This is a genomic window from Nocardiopsis sp. FR4, from assembly GCF_009830945.1.
Lineage (GTDB): Bacteria > Actinomycetota > Actinomycetes > Streptosporangiales > Streptosporangiaceae > Nocardiopsis.
The window spans coordinates 103,237-128,821 of sequence record NZ_VWVV01000015.1 but is presented as its reverse complement, the minus strand read 5'-3'; the positions used below and the strand labels follow the sequence as shown (position 1 = coordinate 128,821).

Genomic DNA, 25,585 nt, shown 5'->3' with positions numbered 1-25,585 from the left:
CTCGTGGCGAGCACCACAGTTGCGCACTGTTGCACTGGGGTCGTATGACCACCGGTTCGGGGGTGTTGTCATGCTGCGGCTGTTCTCCTCCACGCCGACGGCGTGCTACGTCTAGTTCGGATCCGCGGCCTCACGCTATCGGTGGCTGGCTTGGGGGCGAGCGTACGTCTGCGTGTGACGGCCCCGTGGCACCCTCCCCGGCTCATCACACTGCTGCAGGGCCTCCATCGACCGCTGCCACAGCTTCAGCGCCTACCTAGGTGAGACGGGAGCCCACCCTATCGATCTTCGCTGACGAAGCAGGTGGAAGATGCCAACCTGATTCAATCACGGAGAGCAACGAAGCGAGCGCCCACCTCATCGGAGATGGGCGCTCGCTTGTTGTGGTCCGGGGGAAGGCCGAGGGCTATACGCCCGTGGACTTCACATCCTCGATGAACATCCCCCACTCAGCGAACGTGAAGGACAGGTGCCCTGCCTCCGGGTTCTTGCTGTCGCGCATGAGGGTTGCGCCAGGCACGTCCGCCACCTCGACGCAGTTGCGCTCACCGTTGCTGAAGCTGCTCTTGCGCCACACGGGCGACGCCTGGTCGTTGCTGCTCACTGCTTCATCTCCCTTGCCACCGAAGCAATCATCTGCTCTGAGTCCGCTTCGTCGAGCGAGGCGTCCCAGATGTTCGTGAAGGCCGCTTGGTAGCGGCTCACCTCATGGTCTTTGTCCAGGTACAGCGCTCCGGTGAAGCCGTCGACGTAGACGGTCGGCGGCTCTGACGGCTTGCCATCCCCGTTGAGCGGGAAGCCCAGCATCACGAAGGGGCCGGACATGACGCCGTGATGCAGGCCAGCGGAGAAGGGCAGCACCCGCAGGGACACGTTCGGCAGTCGCCCAACCTCCACCAGGTGGTCGAGCTGCTCGGCCATCATGGCAGGGCCGTTGACCGAGCGCCGCAGGACGGCCTCGTTCAGCACGACTTCCAACGTGGGCGGCGCCGTGGTGCGGGTGATGAGGGTCTGCCGTGCCACCCGCACATGCACGCGGCGCTCGATTTCTTCCGCGTCCTCATCCGGCTGTGACGCCCGGATGATCGCCCGGGCGTAGCTCTCCGTCTGGAACAGACCCGGCACGAGTTCCGACTCGTACCAGTTCATCGTCGAAGCGGCCTCTTCGAGCCCTATGTAGACGTCGAAGTCCTCAGGGATGACGTCGCCGTAGCTGTGCCACCAGCCGCGGGCCTTCGTTTCCTTGGCGAGCGCCATCAAGGCATCGGTCAGGTCAGCCGGCGCGCCGTAGATGCGACACATCGCCTCCACGTCGAGGCTGCGCAGCGAGGTCTGTCCCGTCTCGATACGCCAGATCTTCGCCTCCGACCACTCCAGCTCCTTCGCCGCCTTGCGCACGGTCAAGCGTGCCTGGTTGCGCAGGTCACGGAGGTAGCGGCCGAGCTGTCGTCGGGGGACCGTCGAGCCTGTTGCACCCGTCGTCATCACACTTCCAATGCTCATTATGAAAGACATCTTACACCCGGAATGAAAGCATCCGTACGCACGCTTCGTAATGCGTTTCTTGGGTTCGTACACCCGTTCCGGAATACCCAAAATGAAGTCTTGCATTTAGGGTATTAGCCATGCAAGACTCCGACCATTAACCGGCGTGGCACCCCAGGTGGCACGCCAAAAGGCCAGGTGGCCCAAAGGGGGCGGCCATCTGGCCCCTCCCCAACGCTTTTAGGTGGCTACTGTGAGTGACAAGCACCGTGCAGCGTGCATCGCAGAGCAGGTCAAAACCCTCGATACTCCGACAAACTCCGCAGCGCTTCGGCGCTTGAATGACGCCCTGGAACTGTTCGGCATCACGCCGAGCATCGACGAGGAAAACGGCGAGGCCGTTTTCCTCCACACCGACACCGTCAGCGTGTGGGTGCGCCGCGAGTACTTCCACATCGAGCACGTAGATAATGACGGGAACCCCAGGCGCCACGTCACTGTGCGCCTTTCCCGCCTCCCGGATGCGGCACGACTGGTGGCCACCTACGAGGGGTGCCTCTCCGCGGCTGGCGGTGAGACATGAGCACCGCCCTCAGCCGCCCACTGGCCTACGGCTACCTGCGCATGCCCGCTGCTGCACAGCGCCGCGAGCTGCTGCTGTGGCACCGGCAGTTGAACACCTACGCCCGCGGCCAGGATTTCATCCTTGGGCAGGTGTTCGTGGAGACGCCTACCTCTCCGGAACCTGCCTTCAACCGGTTGGTGGCCCAGCTCAAGCAGGGCGACGCCACCGAGCTCCTGGTGCCGACGCTGGAGCACTTCACCCGCTTCCCGAGCCTCCAGGACGGCATCGTCCTCATGCTCGGCGAGCTGGGCGTGCGTGTGTGGCTGGTGGGTGACTGATGGCTCGCAGACTGACCCTCGTGGCGTTACCGAACGCGGTGGGCATCGCCCGCCACTTCACCACGGTGACACTGCAAGGACTACTGCAGACGATCGTCGACAACGCCGAGCTGGTCGTGTCGGAGCTGGTGACCAACAGCGTCGAAGCCGGTGGGCTGACGATGGAGACGCCCGCCGGGGAGATCAGCTCCCGCCACCTGGTCACCCTGGCGCTGGCCGTCAGCCCCACCCACCTCTACATCGAGGTCACTGACCTTGCTCCTGGAGGCCCGACGCCTCGCTGCCAGGACGACGACGCCGAATCCGGCCGCGGGCTGTTCCTGGTGGAGGCCTTCTGCGAGCGCTGGGGCGTGACGCCGCACCAGCCGATCGGGAAGACGGTGTGGTGTGTGCTCTCGTTGAGGCCGCTGGCGCCGGCAGACGCGGCAGAGCGCACCACACCGCTCCCGGTTCAAGCTCCTGTACTGCCTCGTCGCACCTCGCTCCGACATCGCGACGACGTTCCTCCACTGCTGCCGAACGCCCGCCCGTGGAAGTCGCCGTTGCCGACTGAGGGCATCAAGAAGCTCCTCGAGGGACTGGCACGCCTGTAGGGGGAAGTAGTAACCGGCTTCCTGATGCGCATTCCACAACGGGAATCTTCGTGTCGCCGCCTCGATGCTCGCCGAGGGGTGCACCAGGGGAAGCAGGGCGTGTGTTCGCCTGGAGGGTTCGCCCCGGATGTTCGAGCGAAGCCACGGTTTCCTGCAGAAGCCAGATACGTCATAACAGAAGGTGCCGAGAGCGAGCAGGGCCGTAGAAGAGCAGCAATCTTGCTGGCCGCCGCGCCTCGGCGCCTCATCGGTTTGGTGCGGCTTCATGAGATGAACCTGTCCAGGTTCGTCGGCCGCACCTCATTGAGGAGGTCGCTCACCATGAGCGAACAGCCCACTGGATCGAGCGAAGAGAAGAAGTCCACCGTCGCTATCCGGGTGTCCCCCGCGTTCAAGCAGCAGCTTGACTCTGTCGTCGCTCTCACGAACATGACGCTGAACAACGCGGGTGTCGAGGCCCTGGAGGACTGGGTCGCCAAGATCCTGTCCGACCCCAAGGTGCGGGAGAAGGCGATGGAGAACCTCCAGGCCGAGGAGCAGGCGCTCAACGAGCGGCGCCAGGCGCTCCAGAACATGCTCGGTGGTGGCGAGGCCACTGCCGAGGGCCAGGGGAAGGACGCTTCGCCCCGATCGACGCCGCGCAAGAAGTAGTGCGGCGAGCCGCTGTACCCGAGCTGACGCTCGGGTGTGGTGCAAGGCGGGAGTCTGCTTGAACCTACTTTGTGGGTTTGGGTGGCTCCCGCCTTTTCAATAGCGTTCGGCTGAGATTTCCATCTCAGGAAAAATTCTCCTCACTTCAGCAACGTCAAGACCCATGCCGATTATTTCATCCTCACTGAAAGTTCCATCGCTGTTTATTCCGCCGCTGATCATACTCCAGCCATCATCCGCCTCCCGAAAAAGGATATCGACACGACCCGAGAGACTGGCACCAGGGCCGAATGCTTCGACACGAGCAAGACCTTCACGGCAATGCACCTCAAAGATATCTGAGTTGTAATTGTACTCAACGTATGGCAAAAAGTCAGACTCCCGACAGGGATGCGCATCTGAGGGCGAGCTTGCTATCGCCGATGGTGTTTCAGTGACATCGCTAAGTGGAGGAGAGGAGGGGGCCACACCGTAATCCATATCCTGAACAATTTTACAGACAGCATCATCTTCCCTTGATGGATCGCACTGTCGAACATTTGGCACTTCGACCTTCAGCACATCCGTTCCGAGGAGTTCTCGGCTGCCCTCCTGTTCCATATAAAGATCACCAGATGGTAGATCTTCGCCTTCATCCCCCACAATCACCAACCGCGTGCCTTCATCAAGGTGACGCATTGACATGATCTTGTCAGTTCTATCTTCGATTTTCTCCCAAACACCTTGAACCAGCCGCCATACGGAAGGCGGAGTAGGTGCATACTCGGAAAGTACATCACACGAACCAGATAGCATAACTGCATGAAGCTGGCCATTATTTGCCCACCAAAGGTCGAGCACTCGAACATACCCGTTCACCGCAGGAATTCGATCTACGGGATGCAGACTGGAAATATCTGTTTCTACCACTTCACCAGTTTCCGGCTGAGCAATGAAGACCGCATAACTTCCAGAGCAGCTATGAAGCGACGGGCGAATCGCACTTGTTACTGCAAAGTGAACATTTCCATCGGTTGTATAGGCAGGGCGAACCTCTCCGATCCCCCTCATCAGTCTTCCCTGATCCACGACATCAATCTGATGAGGCACTGGAAGGGATTTATCGAACTCTATCTCTTGCACAGAACCATCTACCCGAATCATGAAGAAGCTATCTCCATCTCGATTCATTCCAATGGCAAGCACATAATCCTTTGATCCAGCAAAAACCCTCATGTCAGAAAAATATAGAAGATCTAGTTCATCTGACGCCAAAGACACAGGAAGTTCACCAGAACCCAGGTCAAAGCGAAGCAGTCCTTCGACTGTAAGACTGTCCTCGCCATTTCTGGTCGCGATAAGTGAGTCTCCCCCGACTGGAGCGATGCTATGACAATAGGAGCAGTTAAACCGTCGAGCATTGCCAGTCCGTGTATCAACCGTTACAAGCTCTCGACTACTTGGACCAGCGTCAAGGTCGCCAGCCGATATGAGAGATACATGTCGGCCGTCCAACGACCAGACCATTCCACCGTACCTGTACTCATAGGCGACGTCTTCTCGCGCTACCTCCACTTTCCCTTCCATGACGACCAACTCCTCTTCGGTCACAAAGGAAAACAAACTTCCCTGCGAGGTCGAAGTGGAATCAGACGAAAAAACAGAGAGAAGGAAAATAATAACAAGGACACTGGACACTACTCGGGGCGCCAACCCGCCTCCTGCCACATCTCGCAGTACCCTTCAGCCTCAACCGACTTTATTGTCCATTCAGGCGGGGCAGACTCCCAAACCTCTGAGTATCGAACATCCTCGTTCCTGCCACCATTCTCAGAGAGACCTAGTTCCGTTGGATCCTGGGGGCACGCTACACCGCTTACACGAAAAGTTTGCGCCTGACCCTCATTGGAAAGAACATGAGAGTATTCTTCTCCTCCAACCTGATAGTCAATGGCAACCTCAAAATCGAACGCACCCCAGTAGGCATTGAACTTTGCCACCACCGTTCTCTCCTGATCAGGAGGCACACTGATAGATTGACTCTGAAAGAACGGGCTCCCCTCTCGTGGATCCAAAGAACTTCCTGGAAACCACTCGCGCGCAACAGGGTTCGTCTCATCAAGAACGAACTGCATGTTACTTATGTCATCTCCGCCCGCGCCGATCGCTCTCAATAGCAACCCACTTGCAGCCGCTGTTGGCGGGTTCTTGAAGACAGGACGAAGGTTCGTCACTCGCACTTCTTCGTCAGACTCTCCAGAAAGCAAAATATGAATCTCCATCTGGCTGACGTAGTAGGCGCCTGCTTCGACGGCGATTTCTCCGATGTTTCTTGCATCAGAGGAAGCGTTGGCTTCCTCGATAGCCCCTATGGCGGCATCTTTTTCTGAATCCGGAAACGCCAAGAGCATGGCACTTGGATTGCCTGACCATGCAAGCGAGATGTCAAGAGGGTCTCCATCGCCTCCCCCACCATCAGACAGGAGGCGGACTCCAACGAACCCGATAAGGAGGATAGCTACGACTGAGGCGCTAGCTACAAGAAGCACACGCTTACGTCTCCGATTTGGAGCTTTTCCTGAGATCTTCGTCTTCACAGACGCAGATCCGTGCACCACAATATTGAAGAGGCCGATTATTCTATCCGAAGATGAATGCGATCGACCCTTACTGGAGGATTCATACGGTGTCTCATTTTCCTCGACCCTGGAGTCTTCTCTATCACTCTCCGAAACATCTGCACCTCCCTCGATCGCTTGCCTTTCAAGCTTCAGTAGAGCATCTGCGAGATGCTCATAAAAACGCTCTACAATAACTCTCCTGAGTTTGTAGTCATGATCAATCTCCGGGATGCCAGATTCACTCTTAAGAATTTTATAGTAGTCTTTGTATCCATAATCTCCACGCCCACCGTCTTTCACAGGAAGATCCCCGCGAAGACCACTAAGCGTCATACCGATCTGCCGCCATGTAATTTCGCATCCTTTCGGTTTCTCATCAGGCAGTGACTGAATGGCCGCGCGAGTCACTTCATACCGCGCGTACGGCCGCCCAGACTTTACCCATTTTTCTTGCTCAACTACTCGGCATATGTGTGCAAGAAGAGGGAATTTATCTTCCTCGCCGGGCTCGCTGAACACCTTCGCAAGAGGGCGGTTGAAGGCCACCTTCAGCTCAGATACCAGGCGATCTCGCTCCATGACAGCCGTCCTCCGGATCTTGGGGCCTGAGCTGATTCTAGCCAAGCATGCTCCGGATGTCAGGAGGTTCTAACACCTCCGATCGCGCAGAGACGCTTCTAGCGCATCCTTGCATCCAAGTCGGCTGCTTGTTCTGCTGAAAGCTCCTCTTCCAATCTCAATGATATTGAGACAGCAACCTGGGCTGCATCTATGGCATTTTCATGACGGTAGACATAAGCCAGCACGTCACGAGCTAGCTCGAAATTTCTCTTAGCTATAGCTGGCGTCAGCAAAGCGGCCATAGTGAGAGCCTCATCCGTGCCTTTTTCCTTCAACAGGAGGTAGGTATCTTCTGCTTTACCTTGCTCCCGATCCGCCAAGTCTTCAAAGTCATCGACAAAGAATTTCTCTACGTTGAGCAAGGGCTTATCTGGATCAGAAGTATCTTCATGGTTTCCTGCGTACGCGAGACCGGCCCCAATCTCCGCCATCTCCTCCGGGTTCAACTTGTCGAAGTTGAATATCCCCGTTCTCTTTTCACCCCTCTCTGGGTTGTGTGGTGCTTGTTGAAATTCCGTCATAGTACTTACATTTAACGACAATAAAACATTTAAATCAATAGTCATCCCATGAGCACATAACATGACCTCTGTGGATTGAAGTCCACTGACCTGCAAAAACTACACGGCCAAGTTGGCGGCCACTCTCACGGCCACGAATTGGCCGCCAAGTTGGCCGTCTACGACCTTTCACGGCCACGGGGTCCTGGAGGAGTCTCGAATTGTCGCCAACAAGGGCGACAGGAGAGAGGCGCCTCCCTCCGCGCACAGCGGAAAGGAACTCCCCATGGAAGGCTGCATCGCAGCAAACCTCATCGGTGTCGTGCCGATGACGGCCGCATTCATCACCGGCTTCATCCTCTGCGTTGTGCTGGGCGCGACGCTGCGCGTTGTGACCGGAAGCTGGAAGCAGACCAGCCGTCTGCCGCTGGCCATCGAGAACAAGCAGATGCGCGCCGAGAACGCCGCCCTCCGGCGCATGCTCGGCATGGAAGCCGGTGACGCCAAGTGACCCGCACCTTCAACCCCGAAACGGTCGGCGAAATCATCGCGCTACGCGGCAACCTCGCCACCACCTATCTGTCCCTCGTCGACGTTCTCCGCGCGTTCGAGGCCAATACGGACACCAATACAACCACCCATCGTGAGCGTTTGCGCGCTGAGCTGGACGCCGTCGACGTCGAGCCGCTCGCCAACCCGGCTGATCAGCGCTGGTGACGGCTCCTTGGGCCGGATGCCCTCTCGCATCCGGCCCGCTTCCTCTCCCTGTTCTTCTTCCTCCTACGCAAGGAGTCTGTCCATGTCATCCACGCTCACGTCGGCGCCGCTGCGCCGGCCTTCTCGCCGCGCACGGCTCATGGCGGCGGCTGCCGCTGCCGGAGCTGTGATGTTCGCGGCTTCCGCCTGCGGCCTGCTCGACGACGCTCCCGACCCCGCGGTTATGGCCGAACACCAGGCAATGCTCGCCAACTGCCAGGACACCGCGCCCGGAAGTCTGGTTCTGGTGGATGGAACCGGCAGTTCCAACACTGAGGCCATCACCGCCGAGCGACTCGACGCCATCGAGCACATCGCCCGCCAGACCGCCGTCTGCTCCGGCTACCTGCGCGTCGCTGTCTTCTCCTCGTCCAGCGCGGCGACGACGGCCCTCTACGACGGGGCGCTGCACCCGCACGGCGCCACGGACAACGCCCGTATCCGTCGTGTCCCGGCCCTCATCGAGGACGTCATTCCGGGTATCCGTGAGGGCTACGAGCCCGCGATGGCCGAGCTGCCGGGCGGTGGGTCGGACATCCTGGGGATGCTCCGGCTCGGTGAGGAGTTCGCAGGCCAGCTCAGCACGGACTACCACCTCGAGCTGTACCTGTTCTCCGACGGCTTCCACAACGTAGGGCACAAGCCAGGGAGCGAGGCCCTCTCCCTGGAAGAGGCCGAGGCCTTGGCCGCCGAGACGACGATGCCGGATCTGTCCGGAGCGTCGGTGACGGTGGCTGGTATCGGGAGGGTGGCCGGTGACCCGGTGCCCTCCGACGTGGTCGAGGGGCTGGTCTTCTACTACCAGGCGCTATGTGCGCAGACGGGTGCTGAGGAGTGCCTCGCTGTGACCGACTTCAACGTGACGGCGCGGTGACCGGCATGGGGAAGCGTTTCTACTTGCCGGGCTCGTCCGCTTCGGCGGATGAGTGGACGGCCGAAGCTGACGCTATCGGGTTGGTGCGCGTGGATGAAGCCAGTGCCCTCCCGCGCCCGACCAACGTCGGCGAAACCTACGCCGAACAGGAGTACCGGGCACTCGGTGACGAGCAGCTTGCTTCCTGGGCGGCCGAAGGCGAAACGGCAGCGCGTGAGCACCTGGTACAGGCGCGTGGGTTGGATGTTCAGGCCACCGCCGTTGAGCGGTTGCTCGTCCACCAGGAGGAGGACGTGCGTCAGGCGAAGGCGGACTACCAGCACGCCGCGCGGGTGCTCACCCCCTACGTACGCCGCGAGACGGGCAACAAGCTGCGCTACTGGATTGGCTGGCACGCCCTCGTTCTCGGTGACATGGCCGGAGTAGCCTCGGCCGCCATCATCCACGGCGATCTGCCCGTCTTGGCGGTGAGTATGGCGCTGGCGTCGGGTATCGCGGCGGGCAGTGCTGGGCTGGTGGGGTCGGAGGTACGGCACCTCCGCAACGCCCGTGCTCGGCAGCGTGACGAGGGTGACCTCACCGATGATGAACAGCGCTACGCCCGTTTGTTCAGCGGCACTCGGGACAAGGGGCTCGGCTATGTCGGGCTCGTGGGCGTCGTTTCCCTGATCGTCGTCGTGCTCGTCGCCGTGGGGATCTTCTTCCTGCGCGGCAGTGTCGAGGGCGCGGCAGCCGGATTGACCTTCGGGATGCTGGCGGCGGCCACGGCACTCGGCTCCTTCCTGCTGGGTTACTCGGCAGCCGATGATGTGGCCGATGTCGTCTCCGGCTACAAGAAGCGTGCCCACGAGGCGGAGCGCCACTTCCGGAAGCTGGCCAAGGACGTATCGCTCAAGGAGCGCGCCGAAGCCGCGGAGACGGCCCGCTCGACCTACGCCGAGCACCAGGCGCGCGGGCAGGCGGCAGCTCACCGGATGGCGTCACTGCGCCACCGCATCCAGCGCAACAACACCGGCGTTCTGGGACATGGACTGCCTTCGGGGGAGTCCGCCCTCGGACGACGGTGGCGTCCGGAAGCCAATGGCCACATCCAGGAGATGCCGCGATGACCTTCCTGCCTATCCGGTTGCAGCCGGGACGGTTGCTCGGGCCGGCGCCCGCAGGCGGTGGGGATCGTCCTTCCGCAGCCGGGTTTCGGCTCGGGTCGCCGGGCGCTCCGTCCCTGGTGCCGACGCTCCTGATCTGCCTTTTCGACAACTCGGGGTCGGTGATCAGCCCCAGTGGCACTGACCCGCTGTCCAACCGTTTCGCCGAGGTGGAGTACGCCTTCGCCGTCGTGGCGAAGCGAGCCGCCCCGCACGAGCTGGGGGCGGTGCTGCACTTCGACTCACCCTGTCGGGGCGACGTCGCACCGGTGGCGCTCAACCGGGGCGGGATAGCGAAGTTGCAGGGCGGTTTGGTCGTGCCGGGCGATGGAGCGGGCAGTAGTGCGCTCCTCCCTAGCTTGCGCCAGGCGGTCAAGCTCACCGAGGGGTATCCGCAGCACGCAGCGACCCTGGCGGTGCTGAGCGACTTCAGCCTCCTCGACGCCAACCCGACCGCAGCGCTGCGCGAGCTGGCGATGTTCCCCGGTGAGGTGCATGCCGTGGTGCTCGGTGGCCATCTCCGGAGCGATGCCTTCGATCCCCGCATCACCGTGACGCACGTGCAGCGCGAGGATCCGCCGGGCGCGGTGGCACGGGCGCTGTTCGCCAGCCTGATCACGCACCGTCGAGGCGGACGCCCGGCGTCTCCTTGAGTGTTGGCGTCGTCCATTCCACAACGCAAATTTTCCTGGTGGTCAACCTCAGATAAGGGGTCGGTTCACCGAAGGGGCGAGGGATGGCGTTCGGGTGAATGTTCACCCGAACGACCGACCGAAGCCACGGTTTCCCTCACCCCTGCTTTCCGTCATAACTAGCCGCATCCCAACGCGTCACAAGTAAGACGCTGGGAAGAAAGGAGAACCGTCAAGTGACTACTTATCAGCCGCAGCCACCACGGCCACCAAATGAGGTGCCTAGCCGCTTTAGGACGGTCTTAGCTGATCCGCCATGGAACCTCCAGCAGCAGGGCGACAAGGGCGCTTCGCGCCACTACAGCCTCATGACTCTGGAGCGCATCAAGGCCATGCCCGTCAAGGACTTGGTCGAGGAAGACGCGCATGCCTGGATCTGGACCACCAATGCCACGCTCCGCCAAGGCTACGAGGTGGCCGAAGCCTGGGGGTTTTCGGTTCGCAACCAGATCACGTGGATCAAGTTCCGGCTCGGGCTGGGTGCCTACCTGCGCAACGCCACTGAGCATCTGCTGTTCGCCACACGCGGCCACGCACCGGTGCAGTTCCGCTCGCAACCGACCTGGATGGTCGCGCCAGTGCAGGAGCACAGCCACAAGCCCGAAGAGCAGTTCCCCATGATCGAGCGGGTGTCCCCTGGCCCCTACCTGGAGTTGTTCGCCCGGCGGCGTCCGCCGAGCAACGCGGCGTGGTTCGTCTGGGGCAACGAAGTCGATGCCGACATCTCGATCCCCGGCTACCCGGTGCCGAGCGACCGGCTTCACGGTCACAGCGGTGACCCACGGTGAGCGACGAGGGGCTGAGCCCGTTCCGAAATCCCGCGCAGTGGCTGCTTCGTACCAGCCTGCTGGTGCTGGTGGCGATGCTGGCTCTGACCTGGTCGCTGGAACTGTTCAAGGACTTGTTGCCGTGGCTGCTCGGTATCGCCGTGGTGGTCGGCATCGGGTGGGCGATCGTCGCCGTCATCCGGTGGCGGCGCTCCCAGTGGTAAGCGCAAGCGGGACAGTCACGTAACAGAGGTGCGCGTGTTGTGAAATGGACATTTTCCTTGACACGCTCGCACAGCTACCTCATAAGTAATTGCGGTACGACGTGTTGACCGCAGTCAACATAAGCAACTTAAAGCTCGACCGTTTAACGACCCACTAGCAGAAGGTCGCCCAGACGACGAGCACAAGCGGAAAGGAGTTGATCTATGCCAAAACGAAAGAAGAAAAACCAAGGGCGCACCCCGCGTCAGGAACGACGCTTCGTCGTCCGTGGCGTCAGGCGGGAAAAGCCGGACCTGCGCAAGCTCGGCCGAGCGCTGCTCAGTCTGGCGCAGGCCGAAGCCGAACGCGAAGCCCAGGCACAACACACCGCCCAAGCGGTAACCGAGGACGAGCGGGAAGACGCCCCGTCTGCGGATGGAGGTGACAAGGATGACCCTCGCGGCAGCTAACCCGCTCTCCTTCGCCACGCTACATCTGCCCCGTCCACTGGATGCGGGTATGGTGACCGGCTTCCTGTCGCGTCTGGCAGCCGAACCGGGGTTGTCGCCGGTCGTGCTGGAGGCACGCGCCGACCACGACGGCATCCGTCATCTGGTCGGCGCACCGGTACATCACCTTTCCCGACTGCGGCGCCTGTTCACGGACATCCTTCCCGGCGCGATTCTGACGGGTACGCCTGCCGCTGTTCGTCCGACGATGACGGCCACCGCGCGGCTCCGCCTTCGTCCGGCCGGAATGCCGCTGCGCGCAGATAGCGCCGAAGCCACTTCGCGGGCGCTGCTGGCGGCCCTGGCGATCCACCTGTCAGCGGGGGAAGCCCTGGCCGTACAGGTGGTACTCGGCGGACGGCGTGCTCCACGCCTGGTGCCGAAGACGGTCGCTGACCCCGGCACCTCTATCCCTCAACTCCTGACTCGAGGCGAGCGTCCGGCCGACTCCGAAGTGCGCCAGCAACTGAAAGCGCGTCTCGGACAGGTCGGCCTCAGGGCGACCATCCGTCTCGGCGCCGCCGCGGGCGATGCCGAGCGACGGCGTTACCTGGTGCTGAAGCTTTTGGGGGCGATCAGCACGGCGCAGAGTGCCGGGCTCCGGATCGAGCTGGTACGCGAAGCCGCCCACAAGCTCAATGACGCCGCCTCGCCGTGGTGGTGGCCCTTCGCCCCAGGCGTGAGCGAACTCGCCGGATTGCTCGGCTGGCCGCTCGGGGAGGGCGACCTCCCCGGGATGCCGCCGCTGCATCCGAAACCGCTCCGTGCTGCTAACGATGTCCACGCGGGCGAACGGGTCTTCGCCCGCAGTGCCGTGCCTGGGGACGATCGTCGCTTGGGCATCTCCGCCCAAGACCAGACCTTCCACGGCGTGGCCTACGGGCCGAGTGGCTCGGGCAAGTCGAACGCGCTGCTGCACCTGATCATGGCCGACATCGCCGCGGGGCGACCGGTAGTGGTGCTCGACCCCAAGCGCCAGCTCATCGACGAAATCCTCGCTCGGCTCCCCGAGGAGCGCATCGGCGATGTGGTCGAGCTGAACGCCGCCGACGAGACACCTGTGGGCTTCAACCCACTGGATGTCAGCGGTCGTGATCCGGATGTGGTGGTCGACGGCATCCTGGCTGTCTTCGAAGCGGTGTTCGCTGACGGCTGGGGACCACGTACCGCCGACATCTTCTCGGCGTCCCTTCGCACCCTGTCCCGCGCCAGTACCGCCAAGAACCCGGCCACGCTGCTTGACCTCCCCCAACTGCTCACCGATGCCGCCTTTCGCCGGCAACGGGTCGGACGCGTGCAAGACGATGTCGCGATGGCCGGTTTCTGGGCCTGGTACGAGGGGCAGTCGCCCGCCGCCCAGGCCGCTGCTATCGCCTCACCGCTGAACAAACTAAGACAATTCCTTCTCCGCCCGGCCTTGATCCGGATGCTGGATCAGCGTGAAGGACGCTTCCGGCTGCGGGACGTCTTCCGTGACAACAAGGTCGTGCTCGTTCCCTTGAACGAGGGGCTTATCGGGCCGGGGACGGCATCGCTGCTCGGCAGCCTGATCATCGCCGAGGTGTGGCAGGCCACCCAGGAGCGGGCCAGCGAAGCCGACGTGAGCAACAAGCCCGGCGTCGTCTACGTCGACGAGGCGCTCCGCGGTGCGGTGGACATCAACGCACGGAGCAAGATCCAGTTCGCCACTGAACACGGCGACGCCCAGGCCGCCGCCAAGCTCGCCCCCGAGTTGACGGCCGAGGACTTCATCGCCCTGCCGCGCTTCCACGCCTACGCCAACCTCGTTGCGAACGGCCGTCCCTCCGGCTGGGCACTGGTGGAAACCCTGCCGCCGCTTCCCGGTACCCGCGATGTCGAGCAGGTGCGCCAGATCATCCGCGACAACTACGCGCCTCTCTCCTCCGAGGACGTACCCGACGCCGAGCCCCAAGCTCCCGCTTCTGAGGCCGACGAGGAAGCGGCGCCGCCCCCGGGTGAGGGTGACCGGATCGGGCGCAAGCGGCGCACGGGAGGCAAGCGATGAGGTTGCCACATCACCCGCACGACAGAGGTGAGGGCCGTGGGTTCGCTCGTCGGTTCGCCCCTGGCCTCGCCCATGCCTTCACGTCGACCACAGATTTCCGTCCTCCCTGGTCAATCCCGCTTCCGTGTCCCTTCCGGGATAGGAATGACCGCCCTTCAGGCGGTCATCACCGCCGACGGCTTGGCTCTGTCACGCGAAGGAGGCTCCTATGACCCGTGACAACGTTGCCGATCTGCTGCTGTCCCTGTCCGACCGTGACCGCAACATCCTTGAGTCCCTTCGCAAGTTCCGGCTCCTCACGACCGCCCAGCTCCGGCGGCTGCACTTCCGCCACCAGGAGGAGCCCACCGACCCAGAGGACGGCGGTGCCGACGGTAAGCGCAAGAAGGGGCACACCACCGAAGGTGCGGCAGCCGTGGCCGCGATGCGTGTGCTCGGGCGGTTGGAGGCTCGTGGGCTGGTGGCACGCCTGATGCGCCGTATCGGAGGGGTGCGGGCCGGAAGCAGCGGCATCGTCTGGCAGCTCGGCGCGACTGGGGAGCGTTTCCTCCGGGTGGTGTACGGCGAACAGAAGCGCCGCCGCTACGTGGAGCCCTCGCCTCGGTTTATTGACCACACCTTGGCCGTTGCCGACATCGCGGTACGGCTGCGTGAGCTGGAGCGTGACGGTGTGCTGGAGGTCGTGGGCCTGGAGCCTGAGCCGAAGAACTGGCGCGCCTTCCTGGCTCCTCACGGTGCCCGCTCGTGGCTCAAGCCGGATCTGTTCGCCATCACCGCCAGCGGCGAGTTCGAGGACCACTGGTTTATCGAGGTGGATCGGGCGACCGAACGGCCTGACGTGGTGATGCGGCAAGCGCAGGTGTACCAGCGCTACGCCACCACCGGCCGCCACCAGGCCGAGCACAACCTCTTCCCCGTGGTGCTGTGGGTGGTACCTGATGCGAAGCGGCGTCACACGCTGGAAGCAGCGTTGGACGCCGAGCGCGGTTTGCAGCGCGACATGTTTCGGGTGATCACCGTGGATGACTTCACCGCAACGGTCACTGGTACTGCCACGCCCACACCGTAGAAACAGGGAAGGGAAACAGAAAACCTGTTCGACTCCATATAGTGACCATATAATTACCCTGGGAATTTAGCCAATTCGGAGGTAGAATGGGGGAAGAATTAAGGGACCGGGGGAGAAATGACCGACGAACAGGCAAACGACTTTGGAGTGTATATACGGGAACTGCGCGAAGCGAAAGGATGGGGTGTGCGTGAGCTTGCCCGACAGGTACAACTCGATCCCGCGGCTATTACCAAGATGGAATCTGGTCGAGTACACAACCCACGCACGCAGACTCTCCGCGCGCTGGCAACGGCTCTCAGCACTCCGTTCGCCGAGATACTCAGCATGGCGGCTTGCACTCCCTCTTGTCACATACCGTGCATCGGGGTTCACCTGCGCTTGTGTTACAGCCACTTGCCAGAGGAGACGATCCGGAGGATTGAGGATTTTGCTAACCAGGCGATAGCTGAAGTGGAGGCGAAGCAGGAACGAGAGATGGGTGCAGAAGATCAATTTTAAGGGGTGGGAAGAAAGGAGTTTTTATGAATAAGGAAACATCATCACAAGAACCACTACTACTGAGTATAGAGGACGTGCGCACAGAACTCCAAATCAGCCGATGGCAGGTGTACAAGTTGATTAATAATCGACAACTGAAGACCGTGACTATCGGCCGCCGAAGACTGGTCGCACAAGAGGATCTGAAGGCACTAGTCGAAGATCTGCGCAGACAGGAGGACGGTGACTATGGGCAGACGCGCTAACGGTGAAGGCACCATCTACCAGAGGGCAGATGGGCGCTACGAAGCGGCCGTCATGCTACCGACCTCCAGTGGTAAAAGGAAGCGATTTCGCGTATACGGAAAGACCCGGCAAGAAGCACATAGTAAACTCACGAGGATAGTTGAGGAAGTCCGCCGGGGAGTCATTCCGCCCGACCAACCCTGGAAGGTCAGCGAGTACCTGGACTTCTGGCTCGAACGAGAAAAGCGCCGTCCACTTACCCGAAAACGGCATGAGACGATAACACGCCTCTACATCAGGCCTGGACTTGGACGCCACCGGCTTGACGGCCTGTCTGTACGGATCGTGCAGAACTTTCTCGACGACCTCCTTGCTGGCGGGAAGTCGGTTGCCACGATCCACCAGGTACGCAAGGTGTTGAGCGCCGCTCTAACCTACGCCATGCGTCAGGAGATGATCATGCGGAATGTGGCTCGTCTGGTTGAGCTGCCACGATACAAGCCGAAAGAGGCACAACACTGGGCTCCCGATGAAATAGTTCAGTTCCTCAAGGCAGCCGAATCCGATCCGCTCTACCCAGTCTTCACACTACTCACGCTCTATGGACTGCGGCGTGGCGAAGTACTCGGTATCCGATGGTGCGATGTTGACTTCGATCATGGCGTCCTGCACATCCGGCAGCAGGTACAACGAATCAACGGCAAGCTTGAGCAAGTTGAACTCAAGACGGAATCCAGCGAACGAGACGAACCCTTACTGGAAAAAGCTCGGGAGGTGCTTCTCGACCAGCACAGGGTACAGGAGGAAGCTAAATCTGAAGCCGGTAACGACTGGCAGGGCACTGGCAATGACGATGAGCTCGTCTTCACCACACATACCGGCCGCCCTCTCGAATCACATAATCTTGCGCGAGCGTTTATGCGAATCTGTAGGCAGCATGGGCTACGGCGCATCACAGTTCATGGACTTCGGCACAGCAATGCCACCACCCAGAAGGGGCTACAAGTCCATTCCCGAGACATCCAAGCAATCCTTGGCCATGGCGATGTTCGGACGACAGGTATCTATGAACATGTTGACCTCGCCAGCAAGCGGAATGCTCTACAAAAAGTTGAAGGACGTTTGTTCACGATCTCGAACAACAGGAAGCATTGCCGTCAAAATTACCGTCAGACCACGCAGAAGAACGATTCGACGAGCCCAAAATCCCAAGAAAGGAAAACACCCACCCCTGGTGGGTTGGGTGTTTTCCTTGGTGGCTCCTCCCAGACTCGAACTGGGGACACAAGGCTCTTCAGAGCGATCGGTGCCACCTTAGGAGAGCGTCTGACCTCTATAAAACTAGCCATGCAACGACGTGCGAATACGTGGATGATCGGCTGTATTGCCGTACAAATTACCGTACACGACACCCCCATACACCAGCACACAGAAACGAGGCCCAAGCCTCCATCCGATAGCTTGCGTTAAGGAGCGCAGTGACTTTCCTCGATGAAACCCCGGACATCAGCCTGCCGCCGTTGCCACTCTCGGGCGTGGACGAAGCCGTCCTCTACCTGCGGGTGTCGGACAAGAAGCAGATGAACACCGACGCCGACTTCGACCCCGAAGGCAACTCCATCCCCACCCAACGCCGCCACGCCAACACCAAGGCAGGCGACCTCGGTGTGCAGGTGATCAGGGAGTACGTCGAACCCGGACGGTCTGCCACCAGCACCGCCAAGCGCCCTGAGTTCCAGCGCATGATGCGCGAGGTCAAGGAGTTCAAGCGCCAGGGTCGACCGATCAAATACGTCATCGTCTACACGATGAGCCGTGTCTTCCGGAACGTGCTGGAGGAGCTGACCACCAAGGCCCAGCTCGCGCAGTTGGACATCACCCTCATCTCGGCGAAGGAGAACTTCGGCGAGGGATACATGGGTGAGGCCATGCAGGCGATCATGGCCGTGTTCAACCAGCTCCAGGTGCAGATTAGCGGCGACGACATCAGTACCAAGATGGAGAACAAGGCGCGCAACGGCGGCACCCCGGGCAAGGCGCCGCTCGGCTACATCAACACGCGCACCCTCATCGACGGGCGCGAGGTCCGCGTCGTACGGCTGGACCCTGACCGTGCGCCGCTGATCCGCCTGGCCTTCGAGCTGTACGCCACCAATGACTACACACTGGCCGATCTACAAGACGAGCTGTACGACCGTGGGGTGCGCACCCGTGCCACACAGCGGTTTCCTTCAGGGGCGGTGTCGACCAGCAAGCTGTCACGGATGCTGCGTGACCGCTACTACATCGGCTATGTCACCTACAAGGGCGAGGAGTACGCGGGACGGCATGAGCCTCTGGTCGACGTGGAGTTGTTCGACCGGGTGCAGGCCATCGCGGACAGTCGCTCGACTGCTGACGAACGACGACGTAAGCATCACCACTACCTCAAGGGTTCTCTCCTGTGCGGTGACTGCCATCGCACCCGCAGCGTGGACAGCCGCATGATCATCCAGAAGTCCACCAACCGGCACGGCACCGAGTACATGTACTTCTTCTGCATCGCCAACCAGACCGGCGGCTGCCGCACCCCACACATCAACGTGGTGCGTCTGGAGGAAGCGGTCGAAGCCCACTACGCCACCGTGGGATTCACACCCGCCTTCATCGAGGAGGTACGCGCTCACCTGGAGCAGACGACCGCGGAGCAGCAGGAGGCGACACGCCTGCTGCACGACCAGCTCCGCAAACAGCTCCAAGAGGTGGACGTCGCCGAGGACAACCTGCTCGCCCTGGCCAGCGATGCGGAGATCAACCGCGACAAGATCCGCGAGCAGTTGCGCAACCTCCAGGCACGGCGTCGCCGTCTGACCTCACGCCTGGAGCACACCGAGGAAGACCTCTCCGGGGCCGCACGTCTGGTCGAGGCGGCACTGCGACTGTTGGAAAATCCCCAGGCGCTCTACCTGCGCTGCGACGAGGAACAGCGGCGGATGCTTAACCAGGCCATTTTCCGCGCCCTGTACGTCGAGGAGGACAGGGTCACCGGCCAGGACCTCAACCCGCCCTTCGACGGCCTGCACGCCCTCCAGGATGGCCGTACGGGCGCTGGCACCGCCGAGGGCGCCAAATCACCCCTGAACAGCGACGAAGCCCCCTCCGTAGATGGAGAGGGCTTCCAGGTACTGTCTTCGGTGGACGCGCTTCTGGACTCCCTTGCATTGGGCAAGGGTTCTAGTAAGCCGTCCAAGGTGGGCGCGAAGGGACTCGAACCCCTGACCTATTGCTTGTAAGGCAATTGCTCTAACCAGCTGAGCTACGCGCCCGTGCGTCGCACGAGATCATACCGCTTCGCGGGGCGTCCCGCGCCTGGGGCTCAGGCGAGCTCGCACACCCGTTTGAGGTACTCGCCCACGTCACGCGGCTCGGCGGGACCGGTCAGGACCGACCAGCGCACGACCCCCCGCTCGTCGAGCAGGAAGGTGCCGCGCCGGGCGGTGCCGCGCGCGGGGTCGAGCACGCCGTAGGCCTCGGCCACGCGGCCGTGCGGCCAGAAGTCCGAGAGCAGGGCGAAGGGGAAGCCCTCGCGGTCGGACCAGGTGCGCAGGGCGAAGACCGAGTCCACCGACACCGCCAGGACGGTGGTGTCCAGGGTCTCGAACTCGCCGTGGCTCTCACTCAGGTCGGCGAGTTCCCCCGAACACACGCCGGAGAAGGCGAGGGGGTAGAACACCAGCAGCACCGGGCGGCCGCGCAGGCCGCTCAGGGAGACCTCCTGGCCGTACTGGTCCTGGAGGGTGAAGTCGGGCGCGGTGGCGCCCACGGGCACGGTCATGGCTCGCTTTCGTCGGTTGGCGGGCGCCCCTCAGCGCCGCGCGCCCTCCGCTGGGGCGCGCGGCACGGGTGGTGCGGTTACCGCTTGGGGACGACCAGACGCGTGCCCGACCAGTCGGCGCCCACGCTGACGGCGCTGGTCTGCGAGAGGCCCGACGTGTTCGCGGCCTCGGCCACGTCGCTGGGCGACACGTGCAGGTCGCGTCCGGCCTTGGGCGTCAGCACCAGGATGGTCCCGCCGTCGGCGATGGTGGTCACCGTGTCCATCAGCGCGTCGGTGAGGTCCTCCTCCTCGTCGGCCCGCCACCACAGCAGTGCCGCGTCGACGTCTCCGTCGTAGTCCTCGTCGACCAGCTCCTCACCGGTGAGTTCGGTGATGGATGCGCGCAGGCCCTCGTCGACGTCGTCGTCGAAACCGAATTCCTGCACCACCTGACCCGGCTTGAATCCGAGTCGGTCAGCCAAGCCACGTTCGCTCTGTGCCTGGCCCGCGGTCGCGCTCACGAAAGTTCTCCTCCACAGATGGTTTTTCTCAATCTTGCCTGCACGAAGCAGTTGTCACAACGATGCCGGGCCTTTTCGCCGCCCGTCACGTGGGTCCGCGACCATCGCTGATGGCCTAGTTCACACGCTAGTGGCATGTTCCGTCAACGCGTTGCCAAACCTGTCCCGCCCCGGGGGTCAGGAGGACGAGAGGAAGGACAGCCGTACCCGCCGGTCGGGGTTGTCCACGTTGAGGTCGACCACGGCGATGGACTGCCAGGTGCCCAGCTCCAGCTTTCCGGAGACGACGGGGACGGTGGTCTGGGGCGCGATGAGGGCGGGCATCACATGGGAGCGCCCGTGGCCGCGTGAGCCGTGCCTGTGCCGCCAGCGGTCGTCCGCCGGCAGGAGGTCGTCCAGGGAGGCGAGGAGGTCGTCGTCGGAACCCGCCCCGAGTTCGAGGATCGCCACACCCGCCGTCGAGTGCGGGATGAAGACGTTGAGCAGCCCGTCGCCGCCGGCCTCGGCGACGAAGTCGCCGCACTCGCGGGTGATGTCGGTGATGCTCTCTGATCCACCGGTGTGCAGCTCAAGGATCTGTGTCCGCATAGCGCCACCTTCGCGCAGGTACGGCGCTCGTGCAACCACCCCGGTCGGGGCTGTGGATGGCGCGCGGGCGCGGAAGGGACCATACTCGTCCACCACGTATGCGAACCTGGACGAAAAGAGGGGAAAAGGTGACTGCTTCTTTGCGTCTGGGGCCTCTGCTCAGGCATCCGGGGCCGACCACGGCCACGGTCTGGGTGGAGACGGACGCCCCCTGCCTGGTGAGCGTCGTGGTCGAAGGCGCGGCGAGGGCGACCGCCCCGACCTTCACCGTGCACGGGCACCACTACGCCGTGTGCACCGTCGAGGGCCTGGCCCCCGGCTCCCGGCTGCCCTACGAGGTGTTCCTGGACGAGGACCGGGTCTGGCCCGAGCCCGGCAGCCCCTTTCCGCCCAGCACCGTGCGGACCGTGGACCCCGGCGCGCCCACCCGGCTGCTGTACGGCTCCTGCCGCACGCCCACGGAGGACACCCCTGAGGGAATCGTGCGCTACGGGCCGGACATGCTGCGCGCCACGGCTCGGCGCCTGGCCCGCGAGCCGGTCGAGGGAAACCTGGCGCTGCTGCTCATCGGCGACCAGGTCTACGCCGACGAGGTCCAGGAGTCCATGCTCGCCTTCCTGCGCGAGGCCCGCGGGGCGGACGACACGGCCCCCGCGGACGAGGTGGTCCACTACGACGAGTACGCCGAGCTGTACCGGCAGGCGTGGAGCGACCCCCAGGTGCGGTGGCTGCTGTCCACCGTGCCGACCCTGATGGTCTTCGACGACCACGACATCCGCGACGACTGGAACACCTCCGCCGCGTGGCGGCGCGCCATGGAACGCCTCCCCTGGTGGCGCGGGCGCATCACCAGCGGCCTGGGCTCCTACTGGGTCTACCAGCACCTGGGCAACCTCTCTCCCGGGGAACGGGAGGGGGACCCCCTGTGGAAAGCCGTGCGCGCGGCCGGGGGCGACGCCGCGGAGGAGGTCGACGCCTTCGCATGGCGGGCGCACAGCGAACCGTCCTCCTACCAGTGGGGCCAACGCCACGACTTCGGCGGCGTACGGGTCCTGGTGGCCGACACCCGCTGTTCCCGCGCCCTGGACGAGGACGACCCCTCCGACGGGTCCCGGTCGATCCTGGGCCCGCGGGGACACGCCTGGCTGGACGAGCACCTGACCGGCGGACCCGACCACCTGGTCGTCGCCTCCACCGTCCCGGTCCTGTTGCCCCCGGCGGTCCACGACCTGGAGGCGTGGAACGAGGCGGTGTGCGCGGGCGCCTGGGGCCGGTGGGCGCGCGGGCCCGCGGAGCGGCTGCGCCAGGAGATCGACCTGGAGCACTGGGCCGCGTTCCGGTACTCCTTCGAGCGCCTCCTCGACACGGTGGCGCGGGTCTCCCGGGGCGAGCGCGGACCGGCTCCGGCCACGGTGCTGTTCCTGAGCGGCGACGTCCACTTCTCCTACCTGGCACGGGCCCGGTACCGGACCGGGGGCGGCACGAGCCGGGTCACGCAGCTGGTCTCCTCGCCCCTGTGCAACCAGGCACCGACGACCATGCGCCGGATGGTCCACCTGTCCGTGAGCTGGCCGCTGCGCCTGGTCGGACGGGTGCTGTCCCGGCTCGCCGGGGTGCGGCCGCCCGCGCCGCGCTGGCGGGTGGAAGAGGGGCCCTACTTCGGCAACACCATCGGCGAGGTCGGCTTCGAGGGCCGCGAGGCCCGCGCCGCCTGGTACCACTGCCCGGCCAGCGGGGCGGACACCCCGCCGGCGGTACGCCTGCGTACCAGGGTCTGAGGACCCCGGTGCCGCACCTGGCGGGTCAGCGCCTGGGGTGGGGGCGGCGAACGGACTGCACGCCGCGCCGGGTCCGGCGCGCCGCCAGCCCCAGGGCACCGCTGCCCTGGCTCAGGAGGGAGCGGGCCCGGTTCACCGTCCCCCGGCCGGCGTCGGCGGAGGCGGAGGGCCCGGTCTCGGAGGCGTCGGCGTCCCCGTCCTCCTCCGCGCCGCCCAGGTGCGGGAGCACCCGGGTCGTCCTGGTCTGCGGCGGAACCGTCCCCAGCTTCGGCAGGACCTCGGTCGGCCGCTCCCCCCCGTCCCGCTCGGACGGCTCCTTCGAGCCCAGGTGCGGGAGCACGTCGGTGGCCTCCTGGTCGACCGCCTCCTCGGCCACCGGCCGCAGCGGGCGGGTGCGCTCGTCGTCCTCGGCGGAGGAGGCGTCCTCACCCGTGCGGGTGCTCTCCTCGCGCACGGCCCGTTTCCAGGCCTGCTCCTCCTCCTGCGCGCGCTGGTCCTGCCTGGCGTTCTCGGCGCGCCAGGAGCGCCAGGCCGCGGCCAGCGGGGTGGCGATCGGCCAGGTCACGTCGGCCGGACGGGAGAGGGCGTGCCACAGGTAGGCGGTGGTGCCCCATGCCTCCATGGCCCTGCGGGCCCTGGTGATGGTGAAGAAGGTGGGCATGGCCAGCAGCAGCTGCGGCCAGGCCAGCGCCAGGGCGGCGAAGAGCGGGTACATGCCGCCGCCCGCCACCGACGCGGCCGCGCCGATCACCACCGTCACCAGGGCGAGGGAGATCCGCAGCTGGGTGAACTGGCGGAAGCGGTGCAGCGAGCGGCGCGCGGACACCGGCGGCGCCAGGCCCTCGGGCAGCGGGGTGGGCTGGACCACCAGGGCCAGCAGCAGCGTCCCCACGCCCACGCTGGAGGCCAGGAGGATGGTCCACCCCGAGGCGGAGAGGCTGCCGCCGACCAGGAGGTAGAGCAGCCCCAGCAGGGGCAGCGGGGCGGGGATCCAGAACAGCGCCCGCCTGCGCAGCTCCCCCTCCTGGGTGGGTTGAAGAACGAAATCCCTCACTTGGCGGGAGAGCTCTCCCGACTGACGGAAGAACCGGGAAACGGCCCTCGGTCGCTCGACCACAGCGTTGACCCCCCAAGAACGTCGTGACGGGGCGGTGCGGGGACCCGCGCCCAGGAGTGACACTCCAGCCTCGCCGGTCCCATCGGCCATCCGCCCACTACAAAGCTATCCCTTTTCGTGCGGTCTCCGGGCGCACACGAGCAGTTACTGACATACCCGGTGCTGGTGAAACTTCCATAAGTGCCCAGACATGACAGGCAACGATCAGGTTACGGCACGGGTTCCCACCTGCGGCGGCTCAACCCTCACCGGTTCCGGAGAGGCGTCCCAGGGCGATCGCCACCCGCAGGACGAAGGACCCGCGCCCGTCGGAGGGGACGCGGCCGGTGAGCTCGGCGATCCGGCTGAGCCGGTAGCGGACCGTGTTGGGGTGCACGAAGAGCATCCTGGCGGTGGCCTCCAGGGACGAGGCGTGCTCCAGGTAGACCGAGAGGGTGTCCAGCAGGGGGGAGCCCGCGCCCAGCAGGGGGACGTAGACCTCCTCCACCAGCTGGCGGCGGGCCTCGGCCTCACCCTGCAGCGCCCGCTCGGGGAGCAGGTCCTCGGCGAGCACCGGGCGGGGGGCGTCCGGCCAGGCCACGGCGGCGCGCAGCCCGTTGACCGCGGCCCGGGCCGAGGCCCCGGCGGCGTTCAGGTCGGCGACGGCCGGGCCCACCACCACCGGGCCGGGGCCGAAGAGCCCGGCGAGCGGTTCGGCCGCGGCCCCGGGCAGCTCCTCGGCCGGGTAACGCCCGCCCACGCCCACCACGACGACCACGCGCGTGCCCTGCATACCGGCGAGCACGTCGTGGCCGAGGCGGCGCGCGGCCGAGCGCAGGTCGTCCAGGACCTTGCCGCCGTCGGACTCACCCGCCTCGCCGGCCACCGCGATGACCGGGGTGTGCGACCAGCCCAGGGCCGACCCCCAGGTCTGGAGACCGTCCTCGTGGTCGCCGTGCAGCAGGGCGTCGACGATGAGGGCCTCCAGGCGGGCGTCCCAGGCGCCCCGCGCCTCGGCCGCGCGCGCGTAGACCTTCGCGGAGCTGAAGGCCACCTCGCGCGTGTAGCGCAGCACGGCCTCGCGCAGCTGCTGGGCGCCGCCGGGCGCGGCCAGCTCCTCCACCTGCCCCTCGACCACGTCGATGACCACGCGGATCATGTCGACGGTCTGCTGGAGGGAGACCGAGCGGGTGAGCTCGCGCGGTGCGGTGCCGAAGACCTCGACGGTGATGGCCGGGCGCCCGCGCACCGGGTTGCGGAACCAGTCGACGAAGGCCGCCACCCCGGACTGGGCTACCAGGCCGATCCACGAGCGGTCCTCCGCCGACATGCGGCGGAACCAGCCCAGGCGCTGCTCCATACGGGACACGGCCGCGGTGCCGAGCACGCCCATGGAGCGCTCCAGGCGCCGCACTGTCTCGGCGCGGATCCGCTCCTCCTCGGCCGACGCGCCCGCGGCCGCCGTACCTGCCGGAACCGGGGTCCTGTCCTGGTCGTCCTGGGACTGGTGGGATTCGGTGTTCACACCTCTAGGTTCGCATTGCCCCCGACCCCGGTCGGCGCCGCGTCCCGGGCTCCGGGTCTGAGGCGACACGCCTCCGCCGTGACGGCGGCGGCGCGCCCGAGCGGCGCGTACCGTCGGCAGTGATCTCTCCCACCGTTTCCCGGTGCGGGGACGCAGGTCC

The 25,585-nt window shown here is 64.2% G+C and carries 28 protein-coding genes, 2 tRNA genes and 2 pseudogenes; 19 read left to right on the top strand and 13 right to left on the bottom strand.

Features of this window, described 5'->3' with window-relative positions; genetic code table 11:
* Positions 1-406: 406 nt before the first annotated feature.
* Positions 407-604 carry a DUF397 domain-containing protein gene (locus tag FYW95_RS16170; protein WP_236572200.1) on the bottom strand — a complete coding sequence of 66 codons (198 nt, stop codon included), beginning with the start codon at positions 602-604 and terminating at the stop codon, positions 407-409.
* Positions 601-1,485 (bottom strand): helix-turn-helix domain-containing protein, encoded by an 885-nt coding sequence (locus tag FYW95_RS16165; protein WP_160050481.1) that lies wholly within the window; start codon positions 1,483-1,485, stop codon positions 601-603. The genes FYW95_RS16170 and FYW95_RS16165 overlap by 4 nt, the downstream gene beginning before the upstream one ends.
* A gap of 253 nt (positions 1,486-1,738) precedes the next feature.
* Between FYW95_RS16165 and FYW95_RS16160 the strand changes: the two genes are divergently transcribed.
* The 4 genes from FYW95_RS16160 (at position 1,739) to FYW95_RS16145 (ending at position 3,632) form a co-directional block, all read left to right on the top strand.
* On the top strand, positions 1,739-2,068 hold the full coding sequence (locus tag FYW95_RS16160) for a hypothetical protein (RefSeq protein WP_160050480.1): 330 nt from the start codon (positions 1,739-1,741) through the stop codon (positions 2,066-2,068).
* On the top strand, positions 2,065-2,388 hold the full coding sequence (locus tag FYW95_RS16155) for a recombinase family protein (protein ID WP_160050479.1): 324 nt from the start codon (positions 2,065-2,067) through the stop codon (positions 2,386-2,388). Before FYW95_RS16160 ends, FYW95_RS16155 begins: the two co-directional genes overlap by 4 nt.
* Positions 2,388-2,981 carry an ATP-binding protein gene (locus FYW95_RS16150; RefSeq protein ID WP_236572199.1) on the top strand — a complete coding sequence of 198 codons (594 nt, stop codon included), beginning with the start codon at positions 2,388-2,390 and terminating at the stop codon, positions 2,979-2,981. Before FYW95_RS16155 ends, FYW95_RS16150 begins: the two co-directional genes overlap by 1 nt.
* 321 nt (positions 2,982-3,302) lie before the next feature.
* A complete protein-coding gene (locus tag FYW95_RS16145) occupies positions 3,303-3,632 on the top strand; it encodes a hypothetical protein (RefSeq protein ID WP_160050477.1) in 330 nt (109 codons plus the stop codon).
* 96 nt (positions 3,633-3,728) lie between these two features.
* Here the strand turns inward: FYW95_RS16145 and FYW95_RS16140 are convergent, their stop codons facing one another.
* The 3 genes from FYW95_RS16140 to FYW95_RS16130 all read right to left on the bottom strand — a co-directional run bounded on the left by FYW95_RS16140 (position 3,729) and on the right by FYW95_RS16130 (position 7,374).
* The gene (locus tag FYW95_RS16140) at positions 3,729-4,847 is read right to left on the bottom strand and encodes a hypothetical protein (protein WP_160050476.1); all 1,119 of its coding nucleotides are present in this window, start codon (positions 4,845-4,847) and stop codon (positions 3,729-3,731) included.
* Between the two features lie 461 nt (positions 4,848-5,308).
* Entirely contained in the window at positions 5,309-6,811 is a 1,503-nt protein-coding gene (locus tag FYW95_RS16135) for a hypothetical protein (RefSeq protein ID WP_160050475.1), read from the bottom strand.
* A 98-nt stretch (positions 6,812-6,909) separates the two neighbouring features.
* Positions 6,910-7,374 carry a hypothetical protein gene (locus FYW95_RS16130; protein ID WP_160050474.1) on the bottom strand — a complete coding sequence of 155 codons (465 nt, stop codon included), beginning with the start codon at positions 7,372-7,374 and terminating at the stop codon, positions 6,910-6,912.
* Between the two features lie 265 nt (positions 7,375-7,639).
* Between FYW95_RS16130 and FYW95_RS16125 the strand changes: the two genes are divergently transcribed.
* The 13 genes and pseudogenes from FYW95_RS16125 to FYW95_RS28930 all read left to right on the top strand — a co-directional run.
* Positions 7,640-7,864, top strand: a complete 225-nt coding sequence (locus FYW95_RS16125; protein WP_160050473.1) for a hypothetical protein — start codon at positions 7,640-7,642, stop codon at positions 7,862-7,864.
* On the top strand, positions 7,861-8,070 hold the full coding sequence (locus FYW95_RS16120) for a hypothetical protein (RefSeq protein ID WP_160050472.1): 210 nt from the start codon (positions 7,861-7,863) through the stop codon (positions 8,068-8,070). Before FYW95_RS16125 ends, FYW95_RS16120 begins: the two co-directional genes overlap by 4 nt.
* 82 nt (positions 8,071-8,152) lie before the next feature.
* On the top strand, positions 8,153-8,983 hold the full coding sequence (locus FYW95_RS16115; protein ID WP_160050471.1) for a hypothetical protein: 831 nt from the start codon (positions 8,153-8,155) through the stop codon (positions 8,981-8,983).
* Between the two features lie 5 nt (positions 8,984-8,988).
* Complete coding sequence (locus FYW95_RS16110) at positions 8,989-10,092, top strand: hypothetical protein (protein WP_160050470.1); 1,104 nt, start codon at positions 8,989-8,991, stop codon at positions 10,090-10,092.
* Positions 10,089-10,781, top strand: a complete 693-nt coding sequence (locus FYW95_RS16105) for a hypothetical protein (RefSeq protein ID WP_160050469.1) — start codon at positions 10,089-10,091, stop codon at positions 10,779-10,781. Before FYW95_RS16110 ends, FYW95_RS16105 begins: the two co-directional genes overlap by 4 nt.
* A 215-nt stretch (positions 10,782-10,996) precedes the next feature.
* The gene (locus tag FYW95_RS16100; protein ID WP_160050468.1) at positions 10,997-11,608 is read left to right on the top strand and encodes an MT-A70 family methyltransferase; all 612 of its coding nucleotides are present in this window, start codon (positions 10,997-10,999) and stop codon (positions 11,606-11,608) included.
* Complete coding sequence (locus FYW95_RS16095; RefSeq protein WP_160050467.1) at positions 11,605-11,811, top strand: hypothetical protein; 207 nt, start codon at positions 11,605-11,607, stop codon at positions 11,809-11,811. Before FYW95_RS16100 ends, FYW95_RS16095 begins: the two co-directional genes overlap by 4 nt.
* A gap of 204 nt (positions 11,812-12,015) precedes the next feature.
* Positions 12,016-12,261 carry a hypothetical protein gene (locus tag FYW95_RS16090; protein WP_160050466.1) on the top strand — a complete coding sequence of 82 codons (246 nt, stop codon included), beginning with the start codon at positions 12,016-12,018 and terminating at the stop codon, positions 12,259-12,261.
* Positions 12,262-12,310: 49 nt separating this feature from the next.
* Positions 12,311-14,326 carry a type IV secretory system conjugative DNA transfer family protein gene (locus FYW95_RS16085; RefSeq protein WP_201294884.1) on the top strand — a complete coding sequence of 672 codons (2,016 nt, stop codon included), beginning with the start codon at positions 12,311-12,313 and terminating at the stop codon, positions 14,324-14,326.
* A gap of 208 nt (positions 14,327-14,534) precedes the next feature.
* Positions 14,535-15,395, top strand: a complete 861-nt coding sequence (locus FYW95_RS16080) for a replication-relaxation family protein (protein WP_160050464.1) — start codon at positions 14,535-14,537, stop codon at positions 15,393-15,395.
* A gap of 117 nt (positions 15,396-15,512) precedes the next feature.
* A complete protein-coding gene (locus FYW95_RS16075) occupies positions 15,513-15,896 on the top strand; it encodes a helix-turn-helix domain-containing protein (protein WP_160050463.1) in 384 nt (127 codons plus the stop codon).
* 23 nt (positions 15,897-15,919) lie between these two features.
* Positions 15,920-16,141, top strand: a complete 222-nt coding sequence (locus tag FYW95_RS16070) for a helix-turn-helix domain-containing protein (RefSeq protein WP_160050462.1) — start codon at positions 15,920-15,922, stop codon at positions 16,139-16,141.
* Positions 16,125-17,141 (top strand): annotated as a pseudogene (locus FYW95_RS28930) (tyrosine-type recombinase/integrase); the annotation flags it as partial. The gene FYW95_RS16070 and the pseudogene FYW95_RS28930, both read left to right, overlap by 17 nt.
* A gap of 233 nt (positions 17,142-17,374) precedes the next feature.
* Here the strand turns inward: FYW95_RS28930 and FYW95_RS16060 are convergent.
* A tRNA-OTHER gene (locus FYW95_RS16060) sits at positions 17,375-17,468 on the bottom strand.
* 233 nt (positions 17,469-17,701) lie between these two features.
* Here FYW95_RS16060 and FYW95_RS28925 point away from each other — a divergent pair.
* Positions 17,702-18,676 (top strand): annotated as a pseudogene (locus FYW95_RS28925) (recombinase family protein); the annotation flags it as partial.
* Positions 18,677-18,973: 297 nt separating this feature from the next.
* Here FYW95_RS28925 and FYW95_RS28255 read toward each other — a convergent pair.
* The 5 genes from FYW95_RS28255 to FYW95_RS16025 form a co-directional block, all read right to left on the bottom strand.
* Positions 18,974-19,183, bottom strand: a complete 210-nt coding sequence (locus FYW95_RS28255; protein ID WP_236572195.1) for a hypothetical protein — start codon at positions 19,181-19,183, stop codon at positions 18,974-18,976.
* Positions 19,184-19,352: 169 nt separating this feature from the next.
* Positions 19,353-19,426 (bottom strand) — tRNA-Val (locus tag FYW95_RS16040).
* Between the two features lie 50 nt (positions 19,427-19,476).
* Positions 19,477-19,935, bottom strand: coding sequence for a peroxiredoxin (locus tag FYW95_RS16035; protein WP_159943656.1), 459 nt, complete (start codon positions 19,933-19,935; stop codon positions 19,477-19,479).
* Positions 19,936-20,012: 77 nt separating this feature from the next.
* Positions 20,013-20,438: a DUF3052 domain-containing protein gene (locus FYW95_RS16030; protein ID WP_159943658.1), complete on the bottom strand. Its 426-nt coding sequence runs from the start codon at positions 20,436-20,438 to the stop codon at positions 20,013-20,015.
* A 177-nt stretch (positions 20,439-20,615) separates the two neighbouring features.
* Complete coding sequence (locus FYW95_RS16025) at positions 20,616-21,026, bottom strand: secondary thiamine-phosphate synthase enzyme YjbQ (protein ID WP_160050460.1); 411 nt, start codon at positions 21,024-21,026, stop codon at positions 20,616-20,618.
* A gap of 98 nt (positions 21,027-21,124) precedes the next feature.
* Between FYW95_RS16025 and FYW95_RS16020 the strand changes: the two genes are divergently transcribed.
* On the top strand, positions 21,125-22,804 hold the full coding sequence (locus FYW95_RS16020; protein WP_160050459.1) for an alkaline phosphatase D family protein: 1,680 nt from the start codon (positions 21,125-21,127) through the stop codon (positions 22,802-22,804).
* Between the two features lie 25 nt (positions 22,805-22,829).
* On the opposite strand, the gene FYW95_RS16015 is transcribed toward FYW95_RS16020, so the two are convergent.
* A complete protein-coding gene (locus tag FYW95_RS16015; protein WP_159943663.1) occupies positions 22,830-23,858 on the bottom strand; it encodes a hypothetical protein in 1,029 nt (342 codons plus the stop codon).
* 301 nt (positions 23,859-24,159) lie between these two features.
* Entirely contained in the window at positions 24,160-25,425 is a 1,266-nt protein-coding gene (locus tag FYW95_RS16010) for a PucR family transcriptional regulator (RefSeq protein WP_159943665.1), read from the bottom strand.
* Positions 25,426-25,585: the final 160 nt, after the last annotated feature.

Excerpts from the sequence above, each read along its gene's own strand:
- FYW95_RS16075 (WP_160050463.1), top strand. The coding sequence starts at position 15,513 with ATGACCGACGAACAGGCAAACGACTTTGGAGTGTATATACGGGAACTG.
- FYW95_RS16090 (WP_160050466.1), top strand. The coding sequence starts at position 12,016 with ATGCCAAAACGAAAGAAGAAAAACCAAGGGCGCACCCCGCGTCAGGAA.
- FYW95_RS16080 (WP_160050464.1), top strand. The coding sequence starts at position 14,535 with ATGACCCGTGACAACGTTGCCGATCTGCTGCTGTCCCTGTCCGACCGT.
- FYW95_RS16145 (WP_160050477.1), top strand. The coding sequence starts at position 3,303 with ATGAGCGAACAGCCCACTGGATCGAGCGAAGAGAAGAAGTCCACCGTC.
- FYW95_RS16020 (WP_160050459.1), top strand. The coding sequence starts at position 21,125 with ATGCGAACCTGGACGAAAAGAGGGGAAAAGGTGACTGCTTCTTTGCGT.
- FYW95_RS16110 (WP_160050470.1), top strand. The coding sequence starts at position 8,989 with ATGGGGAAGCGTTTCTACTTGCCGGGCTCGTCCGCTTCGGCGGATGAG.
- FYW95_RS16150 (WP_236572199.1), top strand. The coding sequence starts at position 2,388 with ATGGCTCGCAGACTGACCCTCGTGGCGTTACCGAACGCGGTGGGCATC.
- FYW95_RS16135 (WP_160050475.1), bottom strand. The coding sequence starts at position 6,811 with ATGGAGCGAGATCGCCTGGTATCTGAGCTGAAGGTGGCCTTCAACCGC.
- FYW95_RS16115 (WP_160050471.1), top strand. The coding sequence starts at position 8,153 with ATGTCATCCACGCTCACGTCGGCGCCGCTGCGCCGGCCTTCTCGCCGC.
- FYW95_RS16125 (WP_160050473.1), top strand. The coding sequence starts at position 7,640 with ATGGAAGGCTGCATCGCAGCAAACCTCATCGGTGTCGTGCCGATGACG.
- FYW95_RS16070 (WP_160050462.1), top strand. The coding sequence starts at position 15,920 with ATGAATAAGGAAACATCATCACAAGAACCACTACTACTGAGTATAGAG.
- FYW95_RS16140 (WP_160050476.1), bottom strand. The coding sequence starts at position 4,847 with ATGAGGGTTTTTGCTGGATCAAAGGATTATGTGCTTGCCATTGGAATG.
- FYW95_RS16035 (WP_159943656.1), bottom strand. The coding sequence starts at position 19,935 with ATGACCGTGCCCGTGGGCGCCACCGCGCCCGACTTCACCCTCCAGGAC.
- FYW95_RS16155 (WP_160050479.1), top strand. The coding sequence starts at position 2,065 with ATGAGCACCGCCCTCAGCCGCCCACTGGCCTACGGCTACCTGCGCATG.
- FYW95_RS16105 (WP_160050469.1), top strand. The coding sequence starts at position 10,089 with ATGACCTTCCTGCCTATCCGGTTGCAGCCGGGACGGTTGCTCGGGCCG.
- FYW95_RS16085 (WP_201294884.1), top strand. The coding sequence starts at position 12,311 with ATGGTGACCGGCTTCCTGTCGCGTCTGGCAGCCGAACCGGGGTTGTCG.
- FYW95_RS16130 (WP_160050474.1), bottom strand. The coding sequence starts at position 7,374 with ATGACGGAATTTCAACAAGCACCACACAACCCAGAGAGGGGTGAAAAG.
- FYW95_RS16025 (WP_160050460.1), bottom strand. The coding sequence starts at position 21,026 with ATGCGGACACAGATCCTTGAGCTGCACACCGGTGGATCAGAGAGCATC.
- FYW95_RS16165 (WP_160050481.1), bottom strand. The coding sequence starts at position 1,485 with ATGACGACGGGTGCAACAGGCTCGACGGTCCCCCGACGACAGCTCGGC.